Source organism: Agrobacterium sp. NPDC058088, assembly GCF_042885035.1.
Taxonomy (GTDB): Bacteria; Pseudomonadota; Alphaproteobacteria; order Rhizobiales; family Rhizobiaceae; genus Agrobacterium.
The window spans coordinates 53,880-74,912 of record NZ_JBHVSU010000014.1; the positions used below are offsets into that span (position 1 = coordinate 53,880).

Here is a 21,033-nt window from a genome sequence, read left to right on the forward strand (position 1 = left end):
GCCCCACGCCTGAAACTTTTTCTACAGTTATGGGAACAAAATCTTTGCTGACACATTTCACAGGCGTGCAATTTTCAGGACGCTGAATGACAGACGACACTCATTCCCGGCAGGACGCAAAAGACGCCGGAGAGCGTCTTGTCTCAGCCCATGCATCGGAAGATCCGTTCGCGGCAGCCTTCAAGGCAACCCGCATGCCGATGCTTATCACCGATCCTCGACAGCCCGATAATCCAATCATTTTCTGCAACAAGGCCTTCTGCAATCTGACGGGTTACGCCATTGAGGAGCTGATAGGGCGCAACTGCCGCCTTCTTCAGGGTCCGCAGACAGATCCGGAGGCGGTCAATAAGCTTCGTGAGGCAATCGCGTCGCAAAAGGATCTTGCGCTTGATATCCTGAACTACCGCAAGGACGGTTCGAAGTTTTGGAACGCCCTCTTTGTAAGTCCGGTGCGTGATGTTTCCGGTGAAGTGATATATTTTTTCGCCTCGCAACTCGACTTCACCAATATCAAGAGCAAGGAAGCTGAACTCGCCCGTGCCCGGCATATCGCCGAGGAAGAAGTGGCAATGAGAACGGCTGATCTGACCGAGGCGCTACGCGCTAAGACGGCACTGGTCCACGAAGTCGATCACCGGGTGAAAAATAATCTTTTGACGATTGCCTCAATCGTTAAGCTCCAGGCGCGAATGACAGACAGCGAGGTCGTCGAGCGGACACTCATGTCCGTGCTGAACCGCGTCGAAGCGCTAAGCACCGTTCAGCGCAAACTCCTGAACGATGAGGATGTGGGCCATTTCGATGTGGCGGATTTCGCCAACACCTTGATGCTGGACAAGATCGGGGCCCTGAAACGGACCGATATCACTCTCACGACGGACCTTCACGAGGTCGTGGTGCCAGCAACCAAGGCATCCCCTCTGGCGTTGATCATCAACGAACTCATTGGAGACGCGATTGGCCGGGGACTGAAAGAAGGCGGTGGTGAACTGCATCTGGAAGTAAAACGGCTCAACGGTCACTTCCTCATCCGGGTGGTTGATACGGTTGTCCCGGTGGAGGTGGATAGCGAACAAGCCGCCTTCAGCAAAAAGATGCTGGAAGCGTCACTAAAACAGTTGCGTGCAACGATCGTAAGGACCGTCGATAATCGCCGGACCGACGTTCAGGTCACGCTTTCTGTAAAAGACTGAAAGGATATCTGGTGAAAATCTTGATTGTTGAAGATGAGGCTTTGCTGGCTATGGAGCTTGAGAGCGAGGTGGAAGAGGCCGGCCACGAGATCGTCGGCGTCGCCGCTGAAAGCAAGCAAGCCCTATCGTTGATCGAAAAGACCTCGCCACAGTTCGCCTTTGTGGATATTCAGTTGCTGGATGGGCCCACAGGTGTCGACGTCGGCCGGCATCTTGCGTCCCGTTCTATTCCCTACGTCTTCGTTTCCGGAAATCTCAAGCGGATCCCTGAGGATTTTGCGGGTGCCCTTGGTGCGATCGAAAAACCTTACACCATGAACGGACTGCAAAATGCGCTGGAATTTATCGACACCATCGTAAATGGAGAGCCCCAGTCCGTCACCGTGCCGCCAAGCCTCGTTTTGTCACCCAATTTGCTCGCCGCTCTGTCAGCGTAAAGCGCATCCGGGATTAGGGATTGACCTTGAACTCACCATCTGAACGCATTGAAGCCGTTCGCAATTCTGGTTTGCTTGATGTTCAGGGCCAATCCGAATTCCAGGATATTATCGAGGTTGTGAAAGCCGGGCTGAAATGTCCGGTGGCGCTGATTTCCATTCTTGATGAGCATCGGCAAGTCTTCATCGCCCATCTCGGCCTTCCGGAAAAATGGGCCGAAGCGGCGGAGACGCCGCTGACGCATTCCTTCTGTCAGCACGTGGTTCGCGACAAGATACCCCTTATCATCGGCGACGCGACACTCCACGACCTCGTCAGGGACAATCTCGCCATCGCCGATCTCGGCGTGATTTCATATATGGGTGTTCCGGTCACCATGCCGGATGGCCTGGTCATCGGTGCGCTCGCGGCAATCGACGGAGAGCCGCGAAACTGGGCCGAAAGCGAGCTGGAACTGCTGAGCCGGATCGGGCGTATCGCATCCAATCAGATTGCCACCTTCCTCTCCGAGCGTCGATGGGAAACACTCTTTCAACAGCTGGAAGAGGGCATCGTCGTCGGCTCCGTCATCCGCGATCTTGAAGGATTGATCATCGACTGGCGGTTTGAAACCATCAATCCGGCCTGGAGTGTCCTCCTTGGCTTGCCCGGAGATAATGTCCCCGGCCAAACGATGCGCGATGTCTTCCCGGATTTCGAGGAGGAATGGATTTCCGATGTCGCAGAAGCAATGGAGACCCGGCAAAGCAAGCGTTTCACACGAAAGATTCGCTCCCTGGATCGCTGGTTCGACGGCTATGTGCAGGCGACCGGCAACGACAAATTCGTCATCATCTTCGTCGACGTCACCGATCGGATGCAGGCGGTTGAGGCCTTACGCAACAGCGAGACGAAATTGCGACTGATCGTCGAAGGTGCCAAGGATTACATCATCCTGACGCTCGACGAGAAAGAACGCATCACCAGCTGGTTTGGCGGCGCCGAGGAAACTTTCGGCTTGCCGGAAGCGAAAATGCTCGGCAGACCGTTCGAAGACATTTTTACACAGGAAGATCGGGCGGCGAATATACCGCAGCTTGAGATCGACACGGCGGCTCGCGACGGTGTTGCACTTGATCGCCGATGGCATCTCGCCGCCGATGGTACGCGGGTGTTTCTCGATGGCACCATACGTCCGATGCCCAATCATTCCTCGTCCCATCTTTCAGGCTTCATCAAGGTTGCGAGAAACGCGACAGCACAAAAGCTGTCAGAGGACCGGCAGCTCGCATTCCTCGAGTTGGGGGAAAAGATCCGCGAACTCGACTCCGTCGCCGACGTCGCTTTCGCAGCTGCGGAAATTATGGCTCGAAATCTGCAAGGGGCAACGCGGGCGGGTTATGGCATCGTCGATCCCATCGCCGAGACCGTGGAGATGCTACCCGACTGGCGTGCCCCCGGCATGTTCACCGTTGCCGGCCGGCATCATTTTCGTGATTATGGTTCCTATATTGAAGACCTGAAGCGTGGCGAACTGGTCATCATAGCTAACGTCGCGACGGATCCAAGAACCTCGGGGTCAGCGGCCCTTTTGAACTCTCTGGGCATTTCCGTGCTCGTCAACGTCCCGATCCTTGAACGGGGCGCTTTTGTCGGCGTCATGTTTGTGCATTACGAAAAGCCGCACGAATTTTCTCCAGAAGAACGGGATTTCGTGCGGACCATTGCCGATCGGACCCGCGAAGCAATATCGAGGATCCGTGCGGAACAGGAGCAACAGGTTCTCAACCATGAAATAAGCCATCGGCTGAAGAACACGATGGCGATGGTTCAGGCAATCGCGACCCAGACCCTTCGACCCGTCACCGACAGGGCGCCCGTCGAAGCCTTTGTCAGCAGGCTGCATGCACTTTCAAAAGCGCATGAAGTGCTGCTCAATCACGACTGGTCATCGGCGCGCATGATGACCGTGATCGATTCCGTGCTTCGACAACTCTCCCTGCCAGATCGTTATCGTCTTTCAGGTTCGGACCTCGAAATCGGTCCGCGGACTGCGCTCAGCCTTGGGCTTCTCATGCACGAGCTCGGCACCAACGCGCTTAAGTATGGTGCCTGGTCGAGCGACGCTGGAAAGGTCATCGTGACGTGGAGGGTCGAGCCCGTCGGTGGGGACAGCACGCTTGTTGTCGAGTGGAACGAGCAGGATGGTCCCCCGATGGTGCTGCCGTCGGGCAAAGGGTTTGGATCTAAGCTCATCCGCATGGGCCTCCTGGGAACCGGGGGCGTCGAGATCAATTACGATCCTGACGGACTGCGCGTCACCATGCAGGCGCTGGTTTCACAGCTGGGACAATAGCGTTTGCCATAATCGCACCAGCTACAGGCGAGGCACTTTGGCTTGCGGCCTCGAACGATAGCAGCCCCAGGTGTCTGCGACACCTGGGGCTGCTTTTCATTTTGACCGGAGCAACGCTCGACGGCGCCCGCCATCTACGTCAGCGGTGCTTCCCGGAGCGAAGCAGGACCAGACTGCGTTCGACCAGATCATACGGAGAATCCCCTACCTTCCGCTCTTCCAGGAAAGGGTCGGCGGTGGTCAGCACTTCAAACCAGCCGCCCTCAACCTCGGGCAAGGCGAACGGCACGTGCCCGTCATGTGGATTGAAGAGGATGAGAATGTCGTCCCAGCCCTCTTCCTCGTCATGATCACGGGAGACGCGTAGACCGATGGTGGTCGCGCCGGGGTCGGCCCACTGTTCCTCCGTCTGTTCGGTCGCAGCGGGATTGTACCAGGTAATGACCATGCCATCACGCCAATCGTCGCGCCTCAGGATGGAATGAGAATGGCGCAACGCGATCAGTTTGCGGACGAAATTGCGGAGTTGGTCGGCGCTTTCAGGCAGATCGTCCCAATGGACCCAGCTGAGTTCGCTATCCTGACAATAGCCGTTATTGTTGCCCATCTGGCTACGGCCGAATTCGTCGCCTGCCAGCAGCATGGGCGTCCCGTGAGAGAGGAACAGCGTCGCCAGGAAGTTACGCTTCTGGCGATCGCGCAGCGCAATGATTGTCTCATCGTCCGTTGGGCCCTCGACGCCAAAATTGAAACTTCGGTTGTCGCCATGACCATCCTTGTTGTCTTCCCCGTTGGCCTCATTGTGTTTGTCGTTGTACGAGACAAGATCGTTAAGGGTGAAGCCATCGTGGGCCGTGAGGAAATTGACGCCCGACCAGGGGCGGCGGCCGCGCCTGTCATAGACGTCACCGGAACCAAGAATTCGTGCGGCGAAATCCGGAGTGGTCCCGTCTTTATCCCGCCAGTAGTCGCGCACGGTATCGCGGTACTTGTCATTCCATTCGGCCCAGCCGGGAGGAAAACCGCCTACCTGATATCCGCCGGGGCCGATGTCCCAGGGTTCACCGACCAGCTTCAAACGCGACAGAACCGGATCCTGCCCAACCGCATCGAAGAAGCCGCTGCGCTGGTCAAAACCTTCAGGCTCGCGCCCGAGAATTGTTCCAAGATCAAACCGGAAGCCATCGATCTCCATCTCTTGCGCCCAATAGCGCAGAGAGTCCGTGATCATCTGCAGTACCCTGGGGTGGGATGTATTTATCGTGTTTCCGGTGCCGGTATCATTGATGTAATACCGGGCCTGATCCGGCATCGTGCGATAATAAGAGAAGTTGTCGATACCCCTGAAGGAGAGCGTCGGCCCCATCTCATTGCCTTCGGCTGTATGGTTGTAGACGACATCGAGAATGACTTCGATACCGGCATCGTGAAATGCGCGAACCATGTCGCGGAAACCATCAACGCCGCGAGGGCCAAAATATCGGTTGGCCGGCGCGAAGAAAGCCAGCGTGTTATATCCCCAGAAGTTCTTCAAACCTTTGTCCAACAAGTGGGCGTCGTCCGGGAACCAGTGGATCGGCAACAGCTCGATGGAGGTGATGCCAAGGCTTTTGACATAATCGACAATGTTTTTATGACCGAGGCCTTCGAAAGTCCCGCGAAGCTCTTGCGGAACAGCCGAGTGTAACTGCGTGAAGCCTTTGACATGGGTTTCGTAGAATATCGTCCTGGACCACGGAATTTCAGGGCGGGTTACGAGAGCACGTTTCTCTGTAGATCCGACAATCCGGGCTTTGGGAACAAACGGCGCGCTGTCGGTTTCATCGAAGGATAAGTCCTTGTCCGCACTGTTTATTACATATGCAAACTGGGGCTGTCCCCACTCGATTTCCCCTACGAGGTCGCGAGCGTAAGGGTCAAGCAGAAGTTTATGAGGGTTGAAACGGTGGCCGCTTTCCGGATCGAACGGCCCGTAGACACGATACCCATAAAGCGCGCCGGGTTTCAGGCCCGGCACGTAGCCATGCCAAACCTCGTTGGTATACTCGGGAAGTTCGATCCGCTCGATTTCCGTCTTTGCATCCTCTGCAAACAGGCAGAGTTCCACCCGCTGCGCATGCGCGCTGAATAGCGCGAAATTCACGCCGTCATTGTCCGCAATCGCGCCCAGCTGACGATGGTCGCCGGGGCCGATACGGGAATATCTGCTGATCATTTTTGCCTCTGAAAATACTAATTTGGAAAAGGCGGTGTCCCAAGCGCTTCGGAACATGCAATCGCTTGCCGGTCAGCGGTCGCCTGAACTCGACACAAGGGTTTCTGCCTGCCAGAACAGTTAACCCTTGTGAGGATCCCGCGACCCGTTACGCTGCTAGTCAGGATTTTCCGTAGAAATGTCGTTTGGAAGGGGTGCCTCGACCGGCCCGAATTCAGCCGCCCATTCCGCGCTGGCGGCGTGCCATTGTTCTTCGTCCTGTCCTTCAGGCCGTCCGGCCTGTTCCCAGAGTTCGTAAGCGCGCTTTGAGATCCATTCCTCGCGGTCGGTACCCATATCGTTCTCCCGTAGCATTGAACATCGATGTCGTGTCCAACACCGCTTGCCGACGAAAGTTCCGCGGATATCAAACATCGACGCAGGCAAAGGGCGGCGCAGGTGGACCCAATTTATCCGCGGACACCGCATCCGTGATCGAAGACGCTTGAACGAGTGTCATCAGCAAGACGCGGGTCGGGTTCTTTACACCAAGTAAGCGTCGGAGGCTGAACGGAAGGACCCACGCGGTGTGACCGAGGTTGGCGACAGAGCTTTCGTCCATTCGGCAGCAACTGGCTCTCGCAGCCGGGTCCGGCCTGCAACCGGTTTTATTGTCTGGAGAAACTCGCCACAAGCAAGGTCAGCCAGCCACTTTTCGAAGGGATATCTCGATCTCGCCGCCGCAATAGGCTTCACCATAGTCTTCAAAACTCCGGCGGCTCAAGTCTTCCAGAGGCGTCATACCGTTCACTCGCGTTGCAAGGCTCTGAATGACTGGCGAAGTGTCATCTATGATCTGCCTGATAGTCGGGAAGCGGTCAGCCATAGTCCCCCAGAGAATTGCGGTTACAATATCGGCGACGCCGGGACTTTCGGTTCCGAGCAAAAAGCCGGTATCCGCTCTCAGGCCATTCCTTGTTCCGTTATTCTCGAAAATGCGCACCCATTTCTGCAAACGAGGGACGAACTTTTCCCACTTTTCAGGTGTCCACATCTCGCGCCCACCGTCGAGCGTCAATTCGTCAAGAACGTCGTTGGCATCGTTCACGAGTTTGGCGGTGAGCGCGCGGCCCTCGAAAGTTTTCGGCAGGAGATCCAGCCGCTCACCAAGATATATTGCGATTGCAGGCATCTGGGAAATTGCGAAACGTCGTTCGCGGTCAATCAAAACCGGCGGCCCCATGAAGGCGACCGGCTGTTTTCCCGGCTCACGGCCCATAATCTCTTCGATCTCATCAACAGGGTGTTCGTCCCAGGAGCTTCCGCCATACGCCAGAATTCCGCGAATAAACTGACCTCGAAACGGAACTGGCCAGTAATAGAGTTCGAAGCTGTTCATGTCGCAGTACCTCCTCGTGCGATGCACTAACGAAGCGGGCGGTCGCCAGTTCCGGTAGAGCTAGTTCAGATCGACGCACGGTAGTCGCAAGGGCACAATGTCCGCGACGAAAGACATGTCTCGTCGCGACGCGGCGCTATGTCTAATCCTGGCAAACCTGAAGCAAGGTCACCAGCGTGGCACAAGTCTCTCATATCGCGGATCAAACAGCTTCATGTATGCCGTATCGTCGCGTTCCTTCGAACTGCTTTTTTCATAAAGTGCCGCAAGGGACGCAAGTTTTTTTCTGTCCAGTGATACGCCAAGCCCGGGGTTTTCCGGCAAGCGAAGTTTCCCGTTGCGGAAAGTGAAGGGGGTTCCCTCCGTTACGTCGGTAGCGGTCCATGGGTAGTGCGTATCGCAGTCGAAGGTGAGATTTGGTGTCGCGGCAGCGGCGTGGACCATCGCGGCGAGGGTGATGCCCAAATGTGAGTTCGAATGCATGGAAAGGCCAAGGCCCAGCACTTCGCAGGTTTTTGCAAGATGAGACGAGGCCCGAAGTCCGCCCCAGTAATGATGGTCCGAAAGAACTATATTCACTGCCTTTTTCTCAAAGGCATCCGCAATGTGATCGAACTCGAGTACGATCATATTTGTCGCAAGGGGAATTGAGGTTGCAGCCGCTACTTGCGCCATCTGGTCCATGCCCAAAACAGGATCTTCCAGATATTCCAGAACGTTTTCAAGTTTGCGCGCCACATAGATCGCGGTCTCGACGGTCCAGGCGCCGTTTGGATCAATTCGCAAAGGATGACGCGGGAAGGCTTCCCGAAGTTTCAGCATTGTCTCTATTTCAAGGTCGGGGTGGAGCACTCCTCCTTTTAGTTTCAGTGACTGGAAGCCGTATTTTGCGACCATCCTGCGAGCTTCGCCAACCATCTGGTCCGGTGTCAGGATTTCCCCCCATTCGTCTGGCTCCTCGCCGATATGCGCCGCAAACTTGAAAAACAGATAGGCACTGAAAGGTACACTCGTCCGGACAGCACCGCCGAGGAGATCGCACACCGGGCGGCCCAGGATCTTGCCCTGAATGTCGAGACAAGGAACTTCAAAGGCCGAAACAACGACATCCGTGAGCTTGTGGTCAGCAACAGCCGATTTGGCATTGATCCCACCAGTGCCCGGCAAGGCGGCGAAAATACGCGATTTCATTTCATGCAGATGAAACGGATCCAGTCCGACAAGTGCGGGAGCCGCGCATCGTAAACCTTCCAGTGCCTTGATACTTCCATAACTTTCCCCAAGGCCAACCGTACCGTCATCGCAGACGACTTCGATGATGGTGCGCAGTGCATACGGTTGGTGCACACCTTTGCAGTTGAGCAGAGGGCGGTCTGGAATTGCGACCGGTGTTAGTTGAATTTCGGCTATCCGCATCAAAAAGCTCCTTGTTCCCACCAGCTAGACGCGGCCATCATGGCATCTTCCAGTGGCGGCAGTTCAGGATGCCAGTGGCGTTCCCACTCCAGACTGAGGGGAATATGTCTTTCATCCGGTTTTAATATTGAAAGCAGTTGCGCCATCGGAAAATCGCCGTGGCCGGGCATTACATAGCGCCGTTGCCCATCGTTATCGGTCGTGCTGTCCTTGACGTGCAGATGGACCACGTTTCTTTCGATATGACTCCAGAGGGTTTTGAGATCGGAGCCTTGGACCCAGGTATGGTGAGTGTCCCACAATATTCGGGCTGCCGGCACATGTTCGACGAAGGCGAGGAGTTGGCCGAAATCCGCCAGGGCATCGTGTGTCTCGATCATCAGATCGACACTCAGTCCGCGTGATCGCCGCACAGCGTCCCATTCGTTCAGCAGCGCCGCTGCATATGCCACCTCGTCCGGCCCCGGTTGCTTGCCTCCGTCGAAAATCCGCAGATAGGCGATGTTGGCAGCCTCTGCCCAGGCAAGGAAGGGTTCGATGGCCAAAAGATCCGTGCTGCCAAACAGGCGAACGGAAGTGTCGAGGGCGGCGACCCTGAGATTGCGTTCTGTCAGGAAGGCCGCAAATGCAGCGGGGGTGCCAAACTCGGCGGTGAGCGCCGGAATGAGGTCGATTGTGCCGGACAACGCGCGCAATTCCACGCTTGCGATACCATGACGCTCCGCGAGATCGGCCGCTTCGCGCAGGCTGAGTTCAGAGCAGCCGAGTGTCGAAAAACAATAATTGAAAGCTCTCATGCCATGCGCTCCATATCCCGCTTGTGGACCGGGTGAAGCGGGGCAAGCCCCGCGACGAAACGCTCGATCTCCGTGATGGCTAAATCGGAAAGCGCCCGCAATTCATTGCCCAACGCCCCGGCAATATGCGGGGTAAGCACGACGTTGGGCAAATCGTAAAGTGGGCTATCCGTCGGCAAGGGTTCCGGTTCCGGCGTATCGATCAGAACACGCAGCCGTCCGGAAAGCGCCTCGGCCAACAATGCGTCATGATCGACCAGCCAGCCGCGCGCCGTATTGATGAAGATCGCGTGATCGGCCATCAGCGCCAGTTCACGAGCACCAATCATGTGGCGGGTTTCGGGCAGGATCGGCGCGTGCAGGGAGACCACATCTGACCAGGAGAGAAGCTCGTCGAGCTCCATTTTGGCAGCACCAAATGTGGTCGCGTCTTCCGCTGAAAGAAAGGGGTCGTAGACGGCGATCTCGAATTTTCCGCGCGCCAGCATCTCCATGACCAGCCGTCCAATCCGTGATGCGCCGACGATGCCGACCTTGCGTGAATAATTGCCGAGATAGGGCAGGCTCATGCCCCGTCTGCTGCCAAAGCCACCGGTCCCGCGCTCTGCCCGATGCTCGTCTCGCAGTCGAAACACATCCTTGCCGCACATGATGATCGCCGCGTAGGTAAACTCGGCAACCGGAACGGCCATGGCCGATGCCGCCGTGGTGATAAGGATGTCGGATCTTTCCCAGAATTCAGCAGGTGCGACGGTACGAACCGATGATGCGGCGTAGGCAACCATCCTGAGCTTTGGCGCACGGGCGAGGCGTTCACGCGTCAGGGACGGCGTACCCCAGGCGGAGAGCAGAATATCAGCATCGGCCAGAGCTTCGGCCCCCGCAGCCGTATCGAAATCCGTATACGGGAAACCCGGGATGATATCGGCAATGGCATTCAGCCGTGCCCATTCGCGCGAACCCAAAAAACCTCCAGGAAGTTCGTCGCGCATGGCAATCAACAGCCGTGGTTTGTCTTGAGATTGTCTCATGGTCGTACCGGACTTGAAACAGGACGAACCTCGATGCGGCTGACGTCAACTTCGATCGACCGAGAACCGGGCGGCAGGATCACATCGAGGAAAAGTTCAGGAGGGGCTTCACCTGGCCTGAGTTTCAGGGGAGGGGTCCTCAGCGCCCCGCGCCATCCGGTAGCAGGGAAAGGAAAAAATGTGCCGTCCTCCGAACGGAAAGGCGCAAGTGCCACTGCCTCCTGTCCATCAGCTGCAACATCTTTAAGACGGAGCGATAGTCCCCATACCGCCTCATGCGCTGGCACTTCTGCATCACATATGGCTTCAACCCATACGCCAGTGCCGGGATGGACTAGCCGTCCGCCGAGGCGGTGGCTCTTCTCACCTATTCCCGTGACTGTCAGGCCTGAAAAATCCGATGCCAGATTGCCTGCTGGATTGTTCACCGGATCAAAACGATCGTCTTTCGCCAAGATACGGGCAGGCGCTTGTGGCACGATCCTCTCCAGATAGGTGGAAAGCAGCTTTCCGACGGCGAAAGCGCCTGCCACCGCAAAATGGGTGCCGTCGTCGGAATAGCCGGGATAGGGCTCCCCGAATTCATTTTCGGGATCGATCCATGCCGAGTTCCAGTCGAAGACATGGCAGTTGGGATGATCCGCGGCGAATTCGACGCTCTGCCGGTTGATCCAGTGCGCCTTTGCCCGCTCCGCACCTCCGGCCGGCCATTTCCCAATACCACGGGCAAGAATCGGAAGCAGGATCACGGTCTTGCCGGCGTTGAGCAGGGCCGATGCGATCCTTGCGCGCGTATCAGCGATTGTCTGGCGGGTTTCGATCATCATGTCATTGGTGCCGGCATCAACGATGATTAGATCGAAATCCGATCGCAGCAGTCGCGGCAGCCGCCTTTCGATCTCGATTGCCTTCTGGCCGGAAACCCCGAAATTGAGGCCGGTGAAGAATCGGCTGACACCCGGCCTGTTGCTTGGCTCCCAGCCGGGTGGCACGGATGCATCATGGTGAACCGGGCAGCAAAGCCTGCCATGCGACAGGACCTCGGCCCAGCTCATCCAGCCGCGTGCCGATGTGGCAAGCGATCTGGCGTCGCCAAAATGGTTCTGCTGGACGAGCGAGGTGCCGAGAATGGCAATCCGGCTCGCCCTTGGAAACGACACGGACATGGTTTCACCGGGGATCAGGAGAAAAGGACGCCACCATTGATGTCGTAGCAGGCGCCGGTGACATAAGCGGCATCGTCGGACGCGAGGAAGGCCACCAGACCGGCAACGTCTTCGCTCGAGCCTTCGCGCTTTAACGATGTGGCGCCTGCCACCCTTTCACGCACTTCGGGTTTGGTGAAGGTGTCGTGGAAAGTCGTCGAGATCATGCCGGGGCAAACGGCGTTGACGCGGATATCAGGGCCGATCTCCTTGGCAAGTCCGCGCGTGAACGTCATCACCGCGCCCTTGGAGGTCGCATAGGCGAGAGCGCCCGGGCCACCGCCATCACGGCCGGCCTGCGACGCGAAGGTGACGATGGCGCCGCCCTTGGCCATTTGGGGCAATGCGGCCTTGGTGGTCAGAAACAGCGATGTCAGATTGACGTCGAGGACCTGATGCCAGAAGGCCGCATCCATCTCTGCGATTGTCTTGCGCGCGACCAGGCCGCCGGCAACATGGACGAGGCCATGGATCTCGCCGAATTTGTCGGCCGCCATGGATATGGCCGCTTCGACCTCGGTTGCTTTCGTGAGGTCCGCTCTGATCGCCAGAGCCGAACGGCCAAGTTTTTCGATTTCGGTAACGGCTGTAGCCGCACCATCGGCAGCACCATTATAGGTAAGAACGACATTGGCGCCTTCCTGCGCAAAACGGATGGCACATGCCCGGCCGATATCGCGGCCGGCACCGGCGACAACAACGGTCTTATTGTTAAAACGCTGCATTGGAAAACCTCGTATGGTTAGAACTGTTTGGGAAGTGAGAGCTTGAAGCGCTCGTCATCGACATCGCTGAAGTAGATGTCGGTGGAAAAACCCTGATCGTCGATGAAGCTGAAGATGCGCTTCGGCTCTTTCAGGCTGTAAGGCACCAGAAGGGTGACAAGGCGATGCCGGGTGGCGGCCGGAACCGTGGCGCAGACATGGTGGTGAATGTCGAGGCCTTCGAATTCCTTCGGATCGATATCGGGAAAACCTTCCACGGCGCTGATTTGCGGCGTGCCGGCCGAAGAATAGACGAACTGTCCGTAGAAACCGGCTTTCTGGCCAATGTAGCGGAAGCTTGACCTGCCGGTCTGCGGTGCCGCGAGCGTATGGCAAAGCCATTGCAGTTCCTGGGGTTCGGAACATTCCACCTCGTCGACAATCACGAAATAGCTGTCATTGACGAAGTGGGTTTCGCGCTGCACCTTTTGAACCAGCGGGTTCGCAACCTGATAGGCGGCGGTTGCATCGCCGACGATGCAAACATGGCCGGGCTTTTCCTCCACCGCGACGATTCGTCCGGCGGCGCGGCGCGCCAGCGCCTTGTCCTTTTCCGCATATTGGCCTTTGCCGCCGATCAGCACGGCGTTTTTCGACCGTGTCTGACGCCGCCAGCTCAGATGCATCTGCGAATTGAACGCCACATAATAACCGGACTGGATCGCCAGATCCTCGCCATGGGCATAAAGCACAAAGGCGTTCTGGTCGCCGTGACTATGGCTGAGTGAGCCATAGGGGCTGGATTTGAAGACGAACTGCAGGTGCCGGTCCGGGTCTTCCATGTGTTTCTGGATGGTCGCCCAACCGATATCATCGAAAACGGCGAGTGCCGGCAAGTCGGCGGGCGACACGGCTTCCACCTGCCGGTAATCGTGGCGATAAACGAGATCGTCGAAATTAAGATCCCACCAACCGTAATTGTAAAACGCCATTTCAGTACCCGTCGCATCGGCCTTGATGTGATCGAAATACCATTGGTAGTGGCCATTACCGGTGACGCCGGCGAATTGCCGTACGTTGTATCCCAGCTTCAGGCCAGGAAGATCGCCGAGCGTGGAGTCGTCCCCGAAGTTGGCGCGACGGGTTCCCGGCGCCTTGGTGTAAAGCGGGAAGCGGCCGGTATTCTGGAAAAAGGGCCGCTGATAAAGGTCGTAACCGATATAGGAACGGATAAGATTGGCGGCCTCGATGAGATAGGCCATGCCCGTCATCCAGTAATGCGGACCTTCCGCCCAGCCGCCATCGGTCCCGGCCCATGGCGAATAGAGCGTGGCGAGGAATTCGACGGTATAATCGAGCCATTCTCCGGCCTCATCGCTTTCTCCCTGAAGGGCGATACAGGCCGGTGTCAGGACTGCCGAAAGCGAACGCACCGCATGGCTGTCATAGGGAAAGACGTGAATGCGGGCATGTGCGATGACATGATCGGCAACTTCCCGCGTCCGTTCAAGAAGAACAGACCGAACGGTCCTGCGTTCGTCTTCGCTCAGATGGTCGTATAGCCAGTCATAACCCCAGGCGAGTGCGACCACGACACGGAACCCAGCCTCGTCATTATAGGCGCGCGAGGTCGCCCCTTTCGGATCCCAAGCGGCGACGGCCAGCAGCCATTTGCGGGATGCATCGAGAAGATCGTCGCGCCCGAGCACACGGCCGGCGATGGCCAGGTGCCGGATCGCATAGATCACTTCCTGGCAATCGATATACATCTGCCGCCAGAGCGTGGCGACACGCATGTTGTTGGGATAGGGCTGCGGTTCCGGCATGACCGGCCGTTCAAGCCAAGGCTCTACCGATTTTTCGTAAAATTCAGCCCAGCCGCAATGGTTGGGGTCCTTCGCAACGGCAGCGGCGAAGGCGCTCAATTGATCGGAGTTGAGCCACAGCCGGGGATGGCTGGTTTGCGCGGCGGCGTGGCGGGCAGACCTGCAGGGCAGCGGCGTTTTTGGCAGTGCGGCACCGATCTCGAAACTGCGCACGGCGCTCCAGTTGGAATGCGCCGTTGCGGATTTCTGATCCCACAGCGCGTAGCACCAGTGATAGTGGCCCTCCGGCAGCGCTCCATCCGGTGTGAAGAAATTCCAGGCGAGATCTTCGAATACGAGCGTTTTTTTGTCCGCAAATCCGGAATCGGTCGAAATGCGCAGCACGTAACGAGCGCCGTCGTCGATATCGGGTAGCCATGAGAAGCGCGGAGGGTTCTCCGTCGGCTGTGCTTCTTCGCTCGGCTCGTAGCCAATGGTCAACGAGCCCGGGCGGGGTTCATCGAGAAGTGTCTGTCTGGAGATGGCCGGGGCAGAGGGACGCATTGCGCTCTAACTCCTATAAAAACAGATGGGAAAGGATGGCGGCGATAAAGCCGCCATCGCGGTCGGAGGGTTTATTGCGCCGCCTTGTACTGGCGGTCATAGGCCGATTGCATCATCTTGATGACCTCGTCGTAACCGAGGGCGCTGAGGCGCTTTTTGTAGGCGTCCCAACCGGTATCGACATCCTGCGCGCCGAGAATCCAGGTCTGTTGCATTTCGGTCATGTAAGTTAGGATGCTCGGCCAGTAGCGGTCGAAGGTCGCCTTTTCCTCGGCGTTCAGGGAAACGCCCATGAACTCGTCCTTAAGGCAGTTGCACTTCTCGTACATGTCGATGCCTTCAAGCGCGATCTTGTTCGTCCACTGCCGCTCATATTCGTAATCCATCCAGTATCCGCGCGGGATCGCCGCACCGACCGCCCACAACTGGGCATTGACCGGATCCTTGTTCTCGAGGACTTCCTTCTTGAACTGCGGTTTGCCATCGATCATTTCGTAGGTCAGACCCTCAACGCCGAAGTTCGACAGGATGCGGCCCTGCTGCGAGAACCAGAAGTCGAAATATTTGATGGTTTCGACGGGGTGTTCGTTGGTCGCCGAGATAGCCCAGCCGACGGGCTGCACACGCAGACGGCGGGAATCCTCGAAACGGTCACCTGACACCGTCTTGGGCGGCAACATCGGCTTTAGCGCAAAACCTTCGATCTTCGGCGACAGGGCGTCGTTGTAGGTCGAGGTGCTGGCAAACCAGTCATGTGTCATGCCGCCGAGGTTGTTGCCCAGGAGATATTCACGCGAGCGGGCGCCGCGGGTGAATATTTCCTTGTCGATGAGGCCTTCCTTGTACCACTTGGCGACATTGGAAATACCGGTCTTGTAGTTTTCTTCCGCCCAGGGGTGACGCAGTTTTCCGTCATAGACGGCAAAGTCGCCATAACGCTCGGATCCCGAAACGCGCGCGTCCCACAGATTGATGAGGCGGACGGCGTCGATTTCCTCACGGGCAAAATAAGGCACTTCATCCTTGAGGCCATTGCCGTTGGGGTCCTTGTCACGGAAGGCTTTCAAAACCTCGTAGACCTCTTCCGGTGTTTCCGGTTGCTTCAGCCCAAGCTTGTCGAGCCAGTCCTGGCGGATGAACCAGCCGCGCGAGAACTTGCCATCAGGCACATAGGGAATGAAGTAAAGCTTGCCGTCCGGTCCGGAGATGGCGTTGCGGATTTCCTTGTGGCTGTCAAAGAACGCCTTGAGGTTGGGGGCGTTTTCCTCGATCAGCTCATCGAGCGGAATGAATGCGCCCTCCAGCCCGTAACGGATGAAGTCTTCCTTCAAGCCGCCGGTGGCGTCGCCGCCAACGATATCGGGAAGGTTGCCCGAAGCGATCAGAAGATTGAAGGCATCGCGGCTGCTGGTGGTCGCCAGCGACGCCACGTTGCGGACATGAATATTAGTGATTTCCGCGGCCTTCTGCTCCACCGGCCATTTTTCCGAATAGACGTATTTGTCGCGGAAGTGGAAATGGATCGTCAGTTCCAGCGGGTCCTGGGTGATCTTGCCCGTATCCTGTGCCAATGCTGGCATGGAAAGGGTTGCGGCTGTCATCAACGCCAGTAGGGGCGCGCCTTTTCGTAGTGCTCTCACAGGTTCTCCTCCCTTGTGCTGCTACTCTTTGACCCCACCCAGCAGGATTCCTTTGGTGAAATACTTCTGCGCGTAGGGGTAAATGATGAGGACTGGAATGATCGACGCGATCATGATCGCCGATGTCACCGTCTCGAACGAATAGTGGGCGGTGAGCAGGCTCGAGGCGAATTCGTCATTCGAATTGAGGTCGACGATGACACGCTTCAGATAGACCTGAAGCGGAATTTTCTCCTCGCCGCGCAGCAGCACCATGGCCCAGAAATAACCGTTCCAGCGCGACACGATGCAGAACAGCGCGACGGTGACGATTGCGGGTTTCGACAGTGGAATGAATACCTTCCACAGCAGCTGCAATTCGCTGGCGCCATCCATCTTGGCGGCCTCTTCGAAGGATTTCGGCACGGCTTCGAAAAAATTGCGCAGCAGAATGACGTTGAAGGCGTTTGCCGCAAACCCAAGAATGATGCCGAAGCGGCTGTCGAGAAGCCCGAGATCGCGCATGTTCAGGAAGAAGGGGATCATGCCTGCGTTGAACCAGAGCGTAAACGCGATGGCGATGTTGAAGAAGGTGCGGCCACGCAGGCGTTTGCGCGAAAGTGCATAGGCTCCCGGGATCATGATCACCAGGCTCATGAGGGTACCGCCGAAGGTGTAGATGAAGGTGTTGCCATAGGCGACCCAGAACATCCTGTCGGACAACACCCGGTCATAGGCGGCAAGCGTGACATCTACGGGCCAGAGCGTGACGCGGCCGGCTGTGACGGCGGCACCCGAGGAGAGCGAGACCGACAGGACGTAAATGAAGGGATAGAGCGTCGACAGGACGAACAAGCCGAGAAGAATGGCGTTTGCCCAGCCGAAAATCTTGTCGCCGCGGGAATAGAGATTGAAGTTTGCCATGTTTCAGTTCCTCACCACAGCGATGTCGAAGAGACTTTTCGGCTGATGCGATTGGCCGAATAGACGAGGACGAAGGCGATGACGGCGTTGAACAGGCCGGCGGCCGTCGCCAGATCGTACTGGGTTCCCTGCAGGCCGGTGCGGTAGATGAAGGTGGAAACGACGTCCGCCGTCTCATAGGTGGATGGGCGGTAGAGCAGGATGATATATTCGAACCCGACTTCGACCAGATTGCCGATGCGGATGATCAGCATGATCACGATTGTCGGCAGGATGCAGGGCAGGGTGATGCGCCACATCATCTGCCAGCGCGACGCGCCGTCCACCCGGGCGGATTCGTAAAGTGTCGGGCTCACGCCGGCGATGGCAGCGAGATAGACGATGGATTCGAAGCCTGCCTCTTTCCAGACGGAAGAGCCGATGTAGACGGGGCGGAACCATTCCGGCTGGGTCAGGAAGTAGATCGGCTCAAACCCAAGGCCTTTCAGCATAAGATTGACGATGCCGATTGATGGCGAGAGGAAATTGATGACGATACCGGCGACGATCACAACCGAAATGAAGTGCGGCAGGTAAACGACCGTCTGCGCCCAGCTGCGGGCAACGCCGCTTTGAATTTCGTTGAACATCAGGGCCAGAATGATCGGCACCGGAAAGGCGAAGATCAGGCCAAGGCCGCTGATGGTGATGGTGTTCCAGAAGGAACGAATGAACATGTCATTCTGGAAAAGCTCCACGAAATTCGCAAATCCGACCCAGGGGCTTTTCTCGATGCCGCGAAAGATCGAGAAATCCTGAAATGCGATGACCAACCCATACATGGGTTTGTAGAGAAAAACCGCAAACCAGATGAGCATTGGCGCGAGCAAGAGGTAGAGCTGCCAGTCGCGGCGCATGTCTTGCTGAAGGTTGTGAAGGCGCCCCTGAAAATCCTGTTTCATGGCCGCGCTCCACTCGGGGTTTTGAGCGATCTCCCGGTCGCCGTATCAAAGACGTGGACGCGCGCGGTATCGATGGAAAGCCGGTTGACGCCGTTAAGGGCGTGGTCGCCATAAAGCGTTTCGGCTTTAGCGATAAATGGCTGCCCATCAGCCTTCCCATGCAGCAGCGCTTCAGCGCCCAGAGGCTCCACGAGGTCGATGCTGCAATTTAGAACATCGCGGCCATCGCCAGCCTCCACCGACATGATTTCCGGCCGCACACCGAGCTTGACGGCCTGTCCTTGCGTCGCGTTCTTCGCGAAGGCATCGGGAATATTGAAGCGCTGCCCGGAGCCGCCACCGAGGACAACGGTGACACGGCCGTCGCGGCTTTCGATCGTCCCGTCCAGAAGGTTCATCGGCGGTGAGCCTATGAAACTTGCAACAAATGTGTTCGCGGGTTCGAGGAAAACCTCCATCGGCGAGCCGACCTGCTCGATATGGCCGCCATTCATGATGACGATCCGGTCGGCAAGCGTCATCGCCTCCACCTGGTCGTGGGTTACATAGATGCTGGTTGCCTGCATCCGCTTGTGCAGAAGCTTGATCTCGGCGCGCATATGGGTGCGCAGCTTGGCGTCGAGATTGGAGAGAGGTTCGTCGAACAGGAAGATTTTCGGCTGGCGCACGATGGCGCGGCCCATGGCGACGCGCTGGCGCTGACCGCCGGAAAGGTCGGCCGGCTTGCGGGCGAGATATTCGGTAAGCCCCAATATCTGCGCGGCTTCCGCGACGGCCTTGTCAATGGCGGCCCGCTTCTCACCCCTGACGCGCAGGCCGAACGCGATGTTCTCGGCCACACTCAGATGGGGGTAGAGCGCATAGTTCTGGAATACCATGGCGACATCGCGGTCTTTCGGGGCGACCTTGTTGACCACCCGGCCATCCATAGAAACGGTGCCGTCCGAGATGTCTTCCAATCCGGCGAGCATGCGCAGCGTGGTGGATTTTCCGCATCCCGAAGGACCAACGAGGACAACGAATTCCTGCGGCTGTATGGAAAGATTGATACCGTGGACGACTTCGAGGGCGCCATAGCGCTTGACGACGTCGTTGATTTGAACTGCAGACATGAAAGGCCCCTCCTCAAAAGCCTTGAATGTTCAGTCAGGCGTCTTCGACCCCCTTGAAACGCGCTTCCTCGTGACGCGCGTGTTGACCTGCTCGATGAAGGTCCAGATTTTCGGGTTCTTGGAGAGTTCTGCGATCTTGGTTTCAAGGGATCCGAGATGGCGCTGGACGGCTTCTCGAGCCGCTTCCACATCGCCTGACTCAATTCCATCAACGATTGCCTCGTGCTCCTCGATAACCTTTTCTGTGCGCCTGACCGCAAATACGCGTTTCAGATGCCGCATACGGTCCATTTCGCCCTTGGCCTGATTGACAACACTCCACGCTCCCGGAAGACGAGCGGCGGCAAAGATGCCCTTGTGGAATTCCTCATCAAGCAGAAAGAAGTTCGTGAATTCTTCGTCTTTTGCGGCAATGCGTTGATTTGAAAGGCAGGCCTTGAGGCGCGCAATGTCTTCGAGCGAATAACGTTTGGTCGCCTCTATGACCGCGCCTTCTTCCAGCTTGAACCGTATGAAGCAGGCTTCCATGTACCGCTGTACATCGATGGGCGATATGTACGTGCCACCCTGCGGAACAACAGTCACAAAGCCCTCTTCAGAAAGACGGATGATCGCTTCGCGTACGGGCGTTTTGCTCAAATTCAAGAGCGCGGCGATCTCTTTTTCCGACAGGGCGCGTCCCGGAAGTAGCTTGACTTCCACGATGAGCTTGCGGAGCAGCGCATGGATCCGGTTGGTCATGTTACCGCCCTCCGGCAACTCCTCAGGCGTGACGAGCTCGAACAAGGGAAGGGATGGAAACTCGTAAGTTTCAGACATATCAAATCCACAACTGAGATATCAGATTTCTTTCTGACATATCGATATGACTGAGTGATGTCAAGCGCTGGGTCGGCTTCAAAATCTCCGTGTGTCGCGGAGACCTCTTGGTTTTGCTCTCGCACGGACCAAAAAGTTCTATCTCAGCTCGCCCGACGCCTCTTTGCGGCATCAAGCTGGGATACTGAGGCGGCGGTGAGCACAGTTCGTAGGTTGGGCAGGTCGGTAGGGTCGGTCAGCAAAAGAGCGGACTTATTTGCGACGAGGCCTTTGGTAAACCAGTGGCCGGGGCAATCAGCATGGGTTTTGGTGTTGTGTTGAACAGGCGTCCCTAGGCCACCGGTTAACTGTTCTTTGCTGAGATATCGGCAAAGTGGCGTCTCATCTCTGGTAGCGAATAACCCACGAGTTCCATAATATATGTTATGCGATTATCGTTTGTAGCGCCCATTTAGTAATGCCACAGTTGGGCCGGATAGAAATGCGACACTCTCCTCGCACGACGACGCTGGTCAATGTCAACGTTGGGAGCAA

17 protein-coding genes are annotated in these 21,033 nt (G+C 57.1%); 3 read left to right on the forward strand and 14 right to left on the reverse strand.

All coding sequences use genetic code 11. From position 1 onward, the window contains the following. Positions 1 to 86: 86 nt before the first annotated feature. Genes ACFVTJ_RS23740 through ACFVTJ_RS23750 form a run of 3 tightly spaced genes read left to right on the forward strand, consistent with a single transcriptional unit; the run spans position 87 to position 3,969 of the window. The gene (locus tag ACFVTJ_RS23740) at positions 87 to 1,196 is read left to right on the forward strand and encodes a PAS domain-containing protein (protein WP_386911016.1); all 1,110 of its coding nucleotides are present in this window, start codon (positions 87 to 89) and stop codon (positions 1,194 to 1,196) included. 11 nt (positions 1,197 to 1,207) lie between these two features. Then, a complete protein-coding gene (locus ACFVTJ_RS23745; RefSeq protein ID WP_386911017.1) occupies positions 1,208 to 1,633 on the forward strand; it encodes a response regulator in 426 nt (141 codons plus the stop codon). A gap of 26 nt (positions 1,634 to 1,659) precedes the next feature. Further along, entirely contained in the window at positions 1,660 to 3,969 is a 2,310-nt protein-coding gene (locus tag ACFVTJ_RS23750) for a GAF domain-containing protein (protein ID WP_386911018.1), read from the forward strand. 139 nt (positions 3,970 to 4,108) lie between these two features. Here the strand turns inward: ACFVTJ_RS23750 and glgX are convergent, their stop codons facing one another. The 14 genes from glgX to ACFVTJ_RS23820 form a co-directional block, all read right to left on the reverse strand. Beyond that, a complete protein-coding gene (glgX, locus tag ACFVTJ_RS23755) occupies positions 4,109 to 6,184 on the reverse strand; it encodes a glycogen debranching protein GlgX (RefSeq protein ID WP_386911035.1) in 2,076 nt (691 codons plus the stop codon). A gap of 156 nt (positions 6,185 to 6,340) precedes the next feature. After that, positions 6,341 to 6,520, reverse strand: a complete 180-nt coding sequence (locus ACFVTJ_RS23760; RefSeq protein WP_386911019.1) for a DUF2934 domain-containing protein — start codon at positions 6,518 to 6,520, stop codon at positions 6,341 to 6,343. 343 nt (positions 6,521 to 6,863) lie between these two features. Further along, a complete protein-coding gene (locus tag ACFVTJ_RS23765) occupies positions 6,864 to 7,562 on the reverse strand; it encodes a glutathione S-transferase (protein ID WP_386911020.1) in 699 nt (232 codons plus the stop codon). Positions 7,563 to 7,730: 168 nt separating this feature from the next. Then, positions 7,731 to 8,978: a glucarate dehydratase family protein gene (locus ACFVTJ_RS23770; RefSeq protein WP_386911021.1), complete on the reverse strand. Its 1,248-nt coding sequence runs from the start codon at positions 8,976 to 8,978 to the stop codon at positions 7,731 to 7,733. Next, entirely contained in the window at positions 8,978 to 9,775 is a 798-nt protein-coding gene (locus tag ACFVTJ_RS23775) for a sugar phosphate isomerase/epimerase family protein (RefSeq protein WP_386911022.1), read from the reverse strand. Before ACFVTJ_RS23775 ends, ACFVTJ_RS23770 begins: the two co-directional genes overlap by 1 nt. After that, positions 9,772 to 10,806: a hydroxyacid dehydrogenase gene (locus ACFVTJ_RS23780; RefSeq protein WP_386911023.1), complete on the reverse strand. Its 1,035-nt coding sequence runs from the start codon at positions 10,804 to 10,806 to the stop codon at positions 9,772 to 9,774. Before ACFVTJ_RS23780 ends, ACFVTJ_RS23775 begins: the two co-directional genes overlap by 4 nt. After that, a complete protein-coding gene (locus tag ACFVTJ_RS23785; protein WP_386911024.1) occupies positions 10,803 to 11,972 on the reverse strand; it encodes an SGNH/GDSL hydrolase family protein in 1,170 nt (389 codons plus the stop codon). The genes ACFVTJ_RS23780 and ACFVTJ_RS23785 overlap by 4 nt, the downstream gene beginning before the upstream one ends. Positions 11,973 to 11,986: 14 nt before the next feature. Beyond that, positions 11,987 to 12,736, reverse strand: coding sequence for an SDR family NAD(P)-dependent oxidoreductase (locus tag ACFVTJ_RS23790; RefSeq protein ID WP_386911025.1), 750 nt, complete (start codon positions 12,734 to 12,736; stop codon positions 11,987 to 11,989). Between the two features lie 17 nt (positions 12,737 to 12,753). Then, the gene (locus ACFVTJ_RS23795; RefSeq protein WP_386911026.1) at positions 12,754 to 15,084 is read right to left on the reverse strand and encodes an alginate lyase; all 2,331 of its coding nucleotides are present in this window, start codon (positions 15,082 to 15,084) and stop codon (positions 12,754 to 12,756) included. Positions 15,085 to 15,155: 71 nt separating this feature from the next. After that, a complete protein-coding gene (locus ACFVTJ_RS23800; protein ID WP_386911036.1) occupies positions 15,156 to 16,685 on the reverse strand; it encodes an extracellular solute-binding protein in 1,530 nt (509 codons plus the stop codon). 60 nt (positions 16,686 to 16,745) lie between these two features. Then, positions 16,746 to 17,627: a carbohydrate ABC transporter permease gene (locus ACFVTJ_RS23805; RefSeq protein ID WP_386911027.1), complete on the reverse strand. Its 882-nt coding sequence runs from the start codon at positions 17,625 to 17,627 to the stop codon at positions 16,746 to 16,748. Positions 17,628 to 17,638: 11 nt separating this feature from the next. Then, a complete protein-coding gene (locus ACFVTJ_RS23810) occupies positions 17,639 to 18,568 on the reverse strand; it encodes an ABC transporter permease (RefSeq protein WP_386911028.1) in 930 nt (309 codons plus the stop codon). Beyond that, positions 18,565 to 19,680, reverse strand: a complete 1,116-nt coding sequence (locus ACFVTJ_RS23815) for an ABC transporter ATP-binding protein (protein WP_386911029.1) — start codon at positions 19,678 to 19,680, stop codon at positions 18,565 to 18,567. Before ACFVTJ_RS23815 ends, ACFVTJ_RS23810 begins: the two co-directional genes overlap by 4 nt. 30 nt (positions 19,681 to 19,710) lie before the next feature. After that, complete coding sequence (locus ACFVTJ_RS23820) at positions 19,711 to 20,499, reverse strand: GntR family transcriptional regulator (protein ID WP_386911030.1); 789 nt, start codon at positions 20,497 to 20,499, stop codon at positions 19,711 to 19,713. Positions 20,500 to 21,033: the final 534 nt, after the last annotated feature.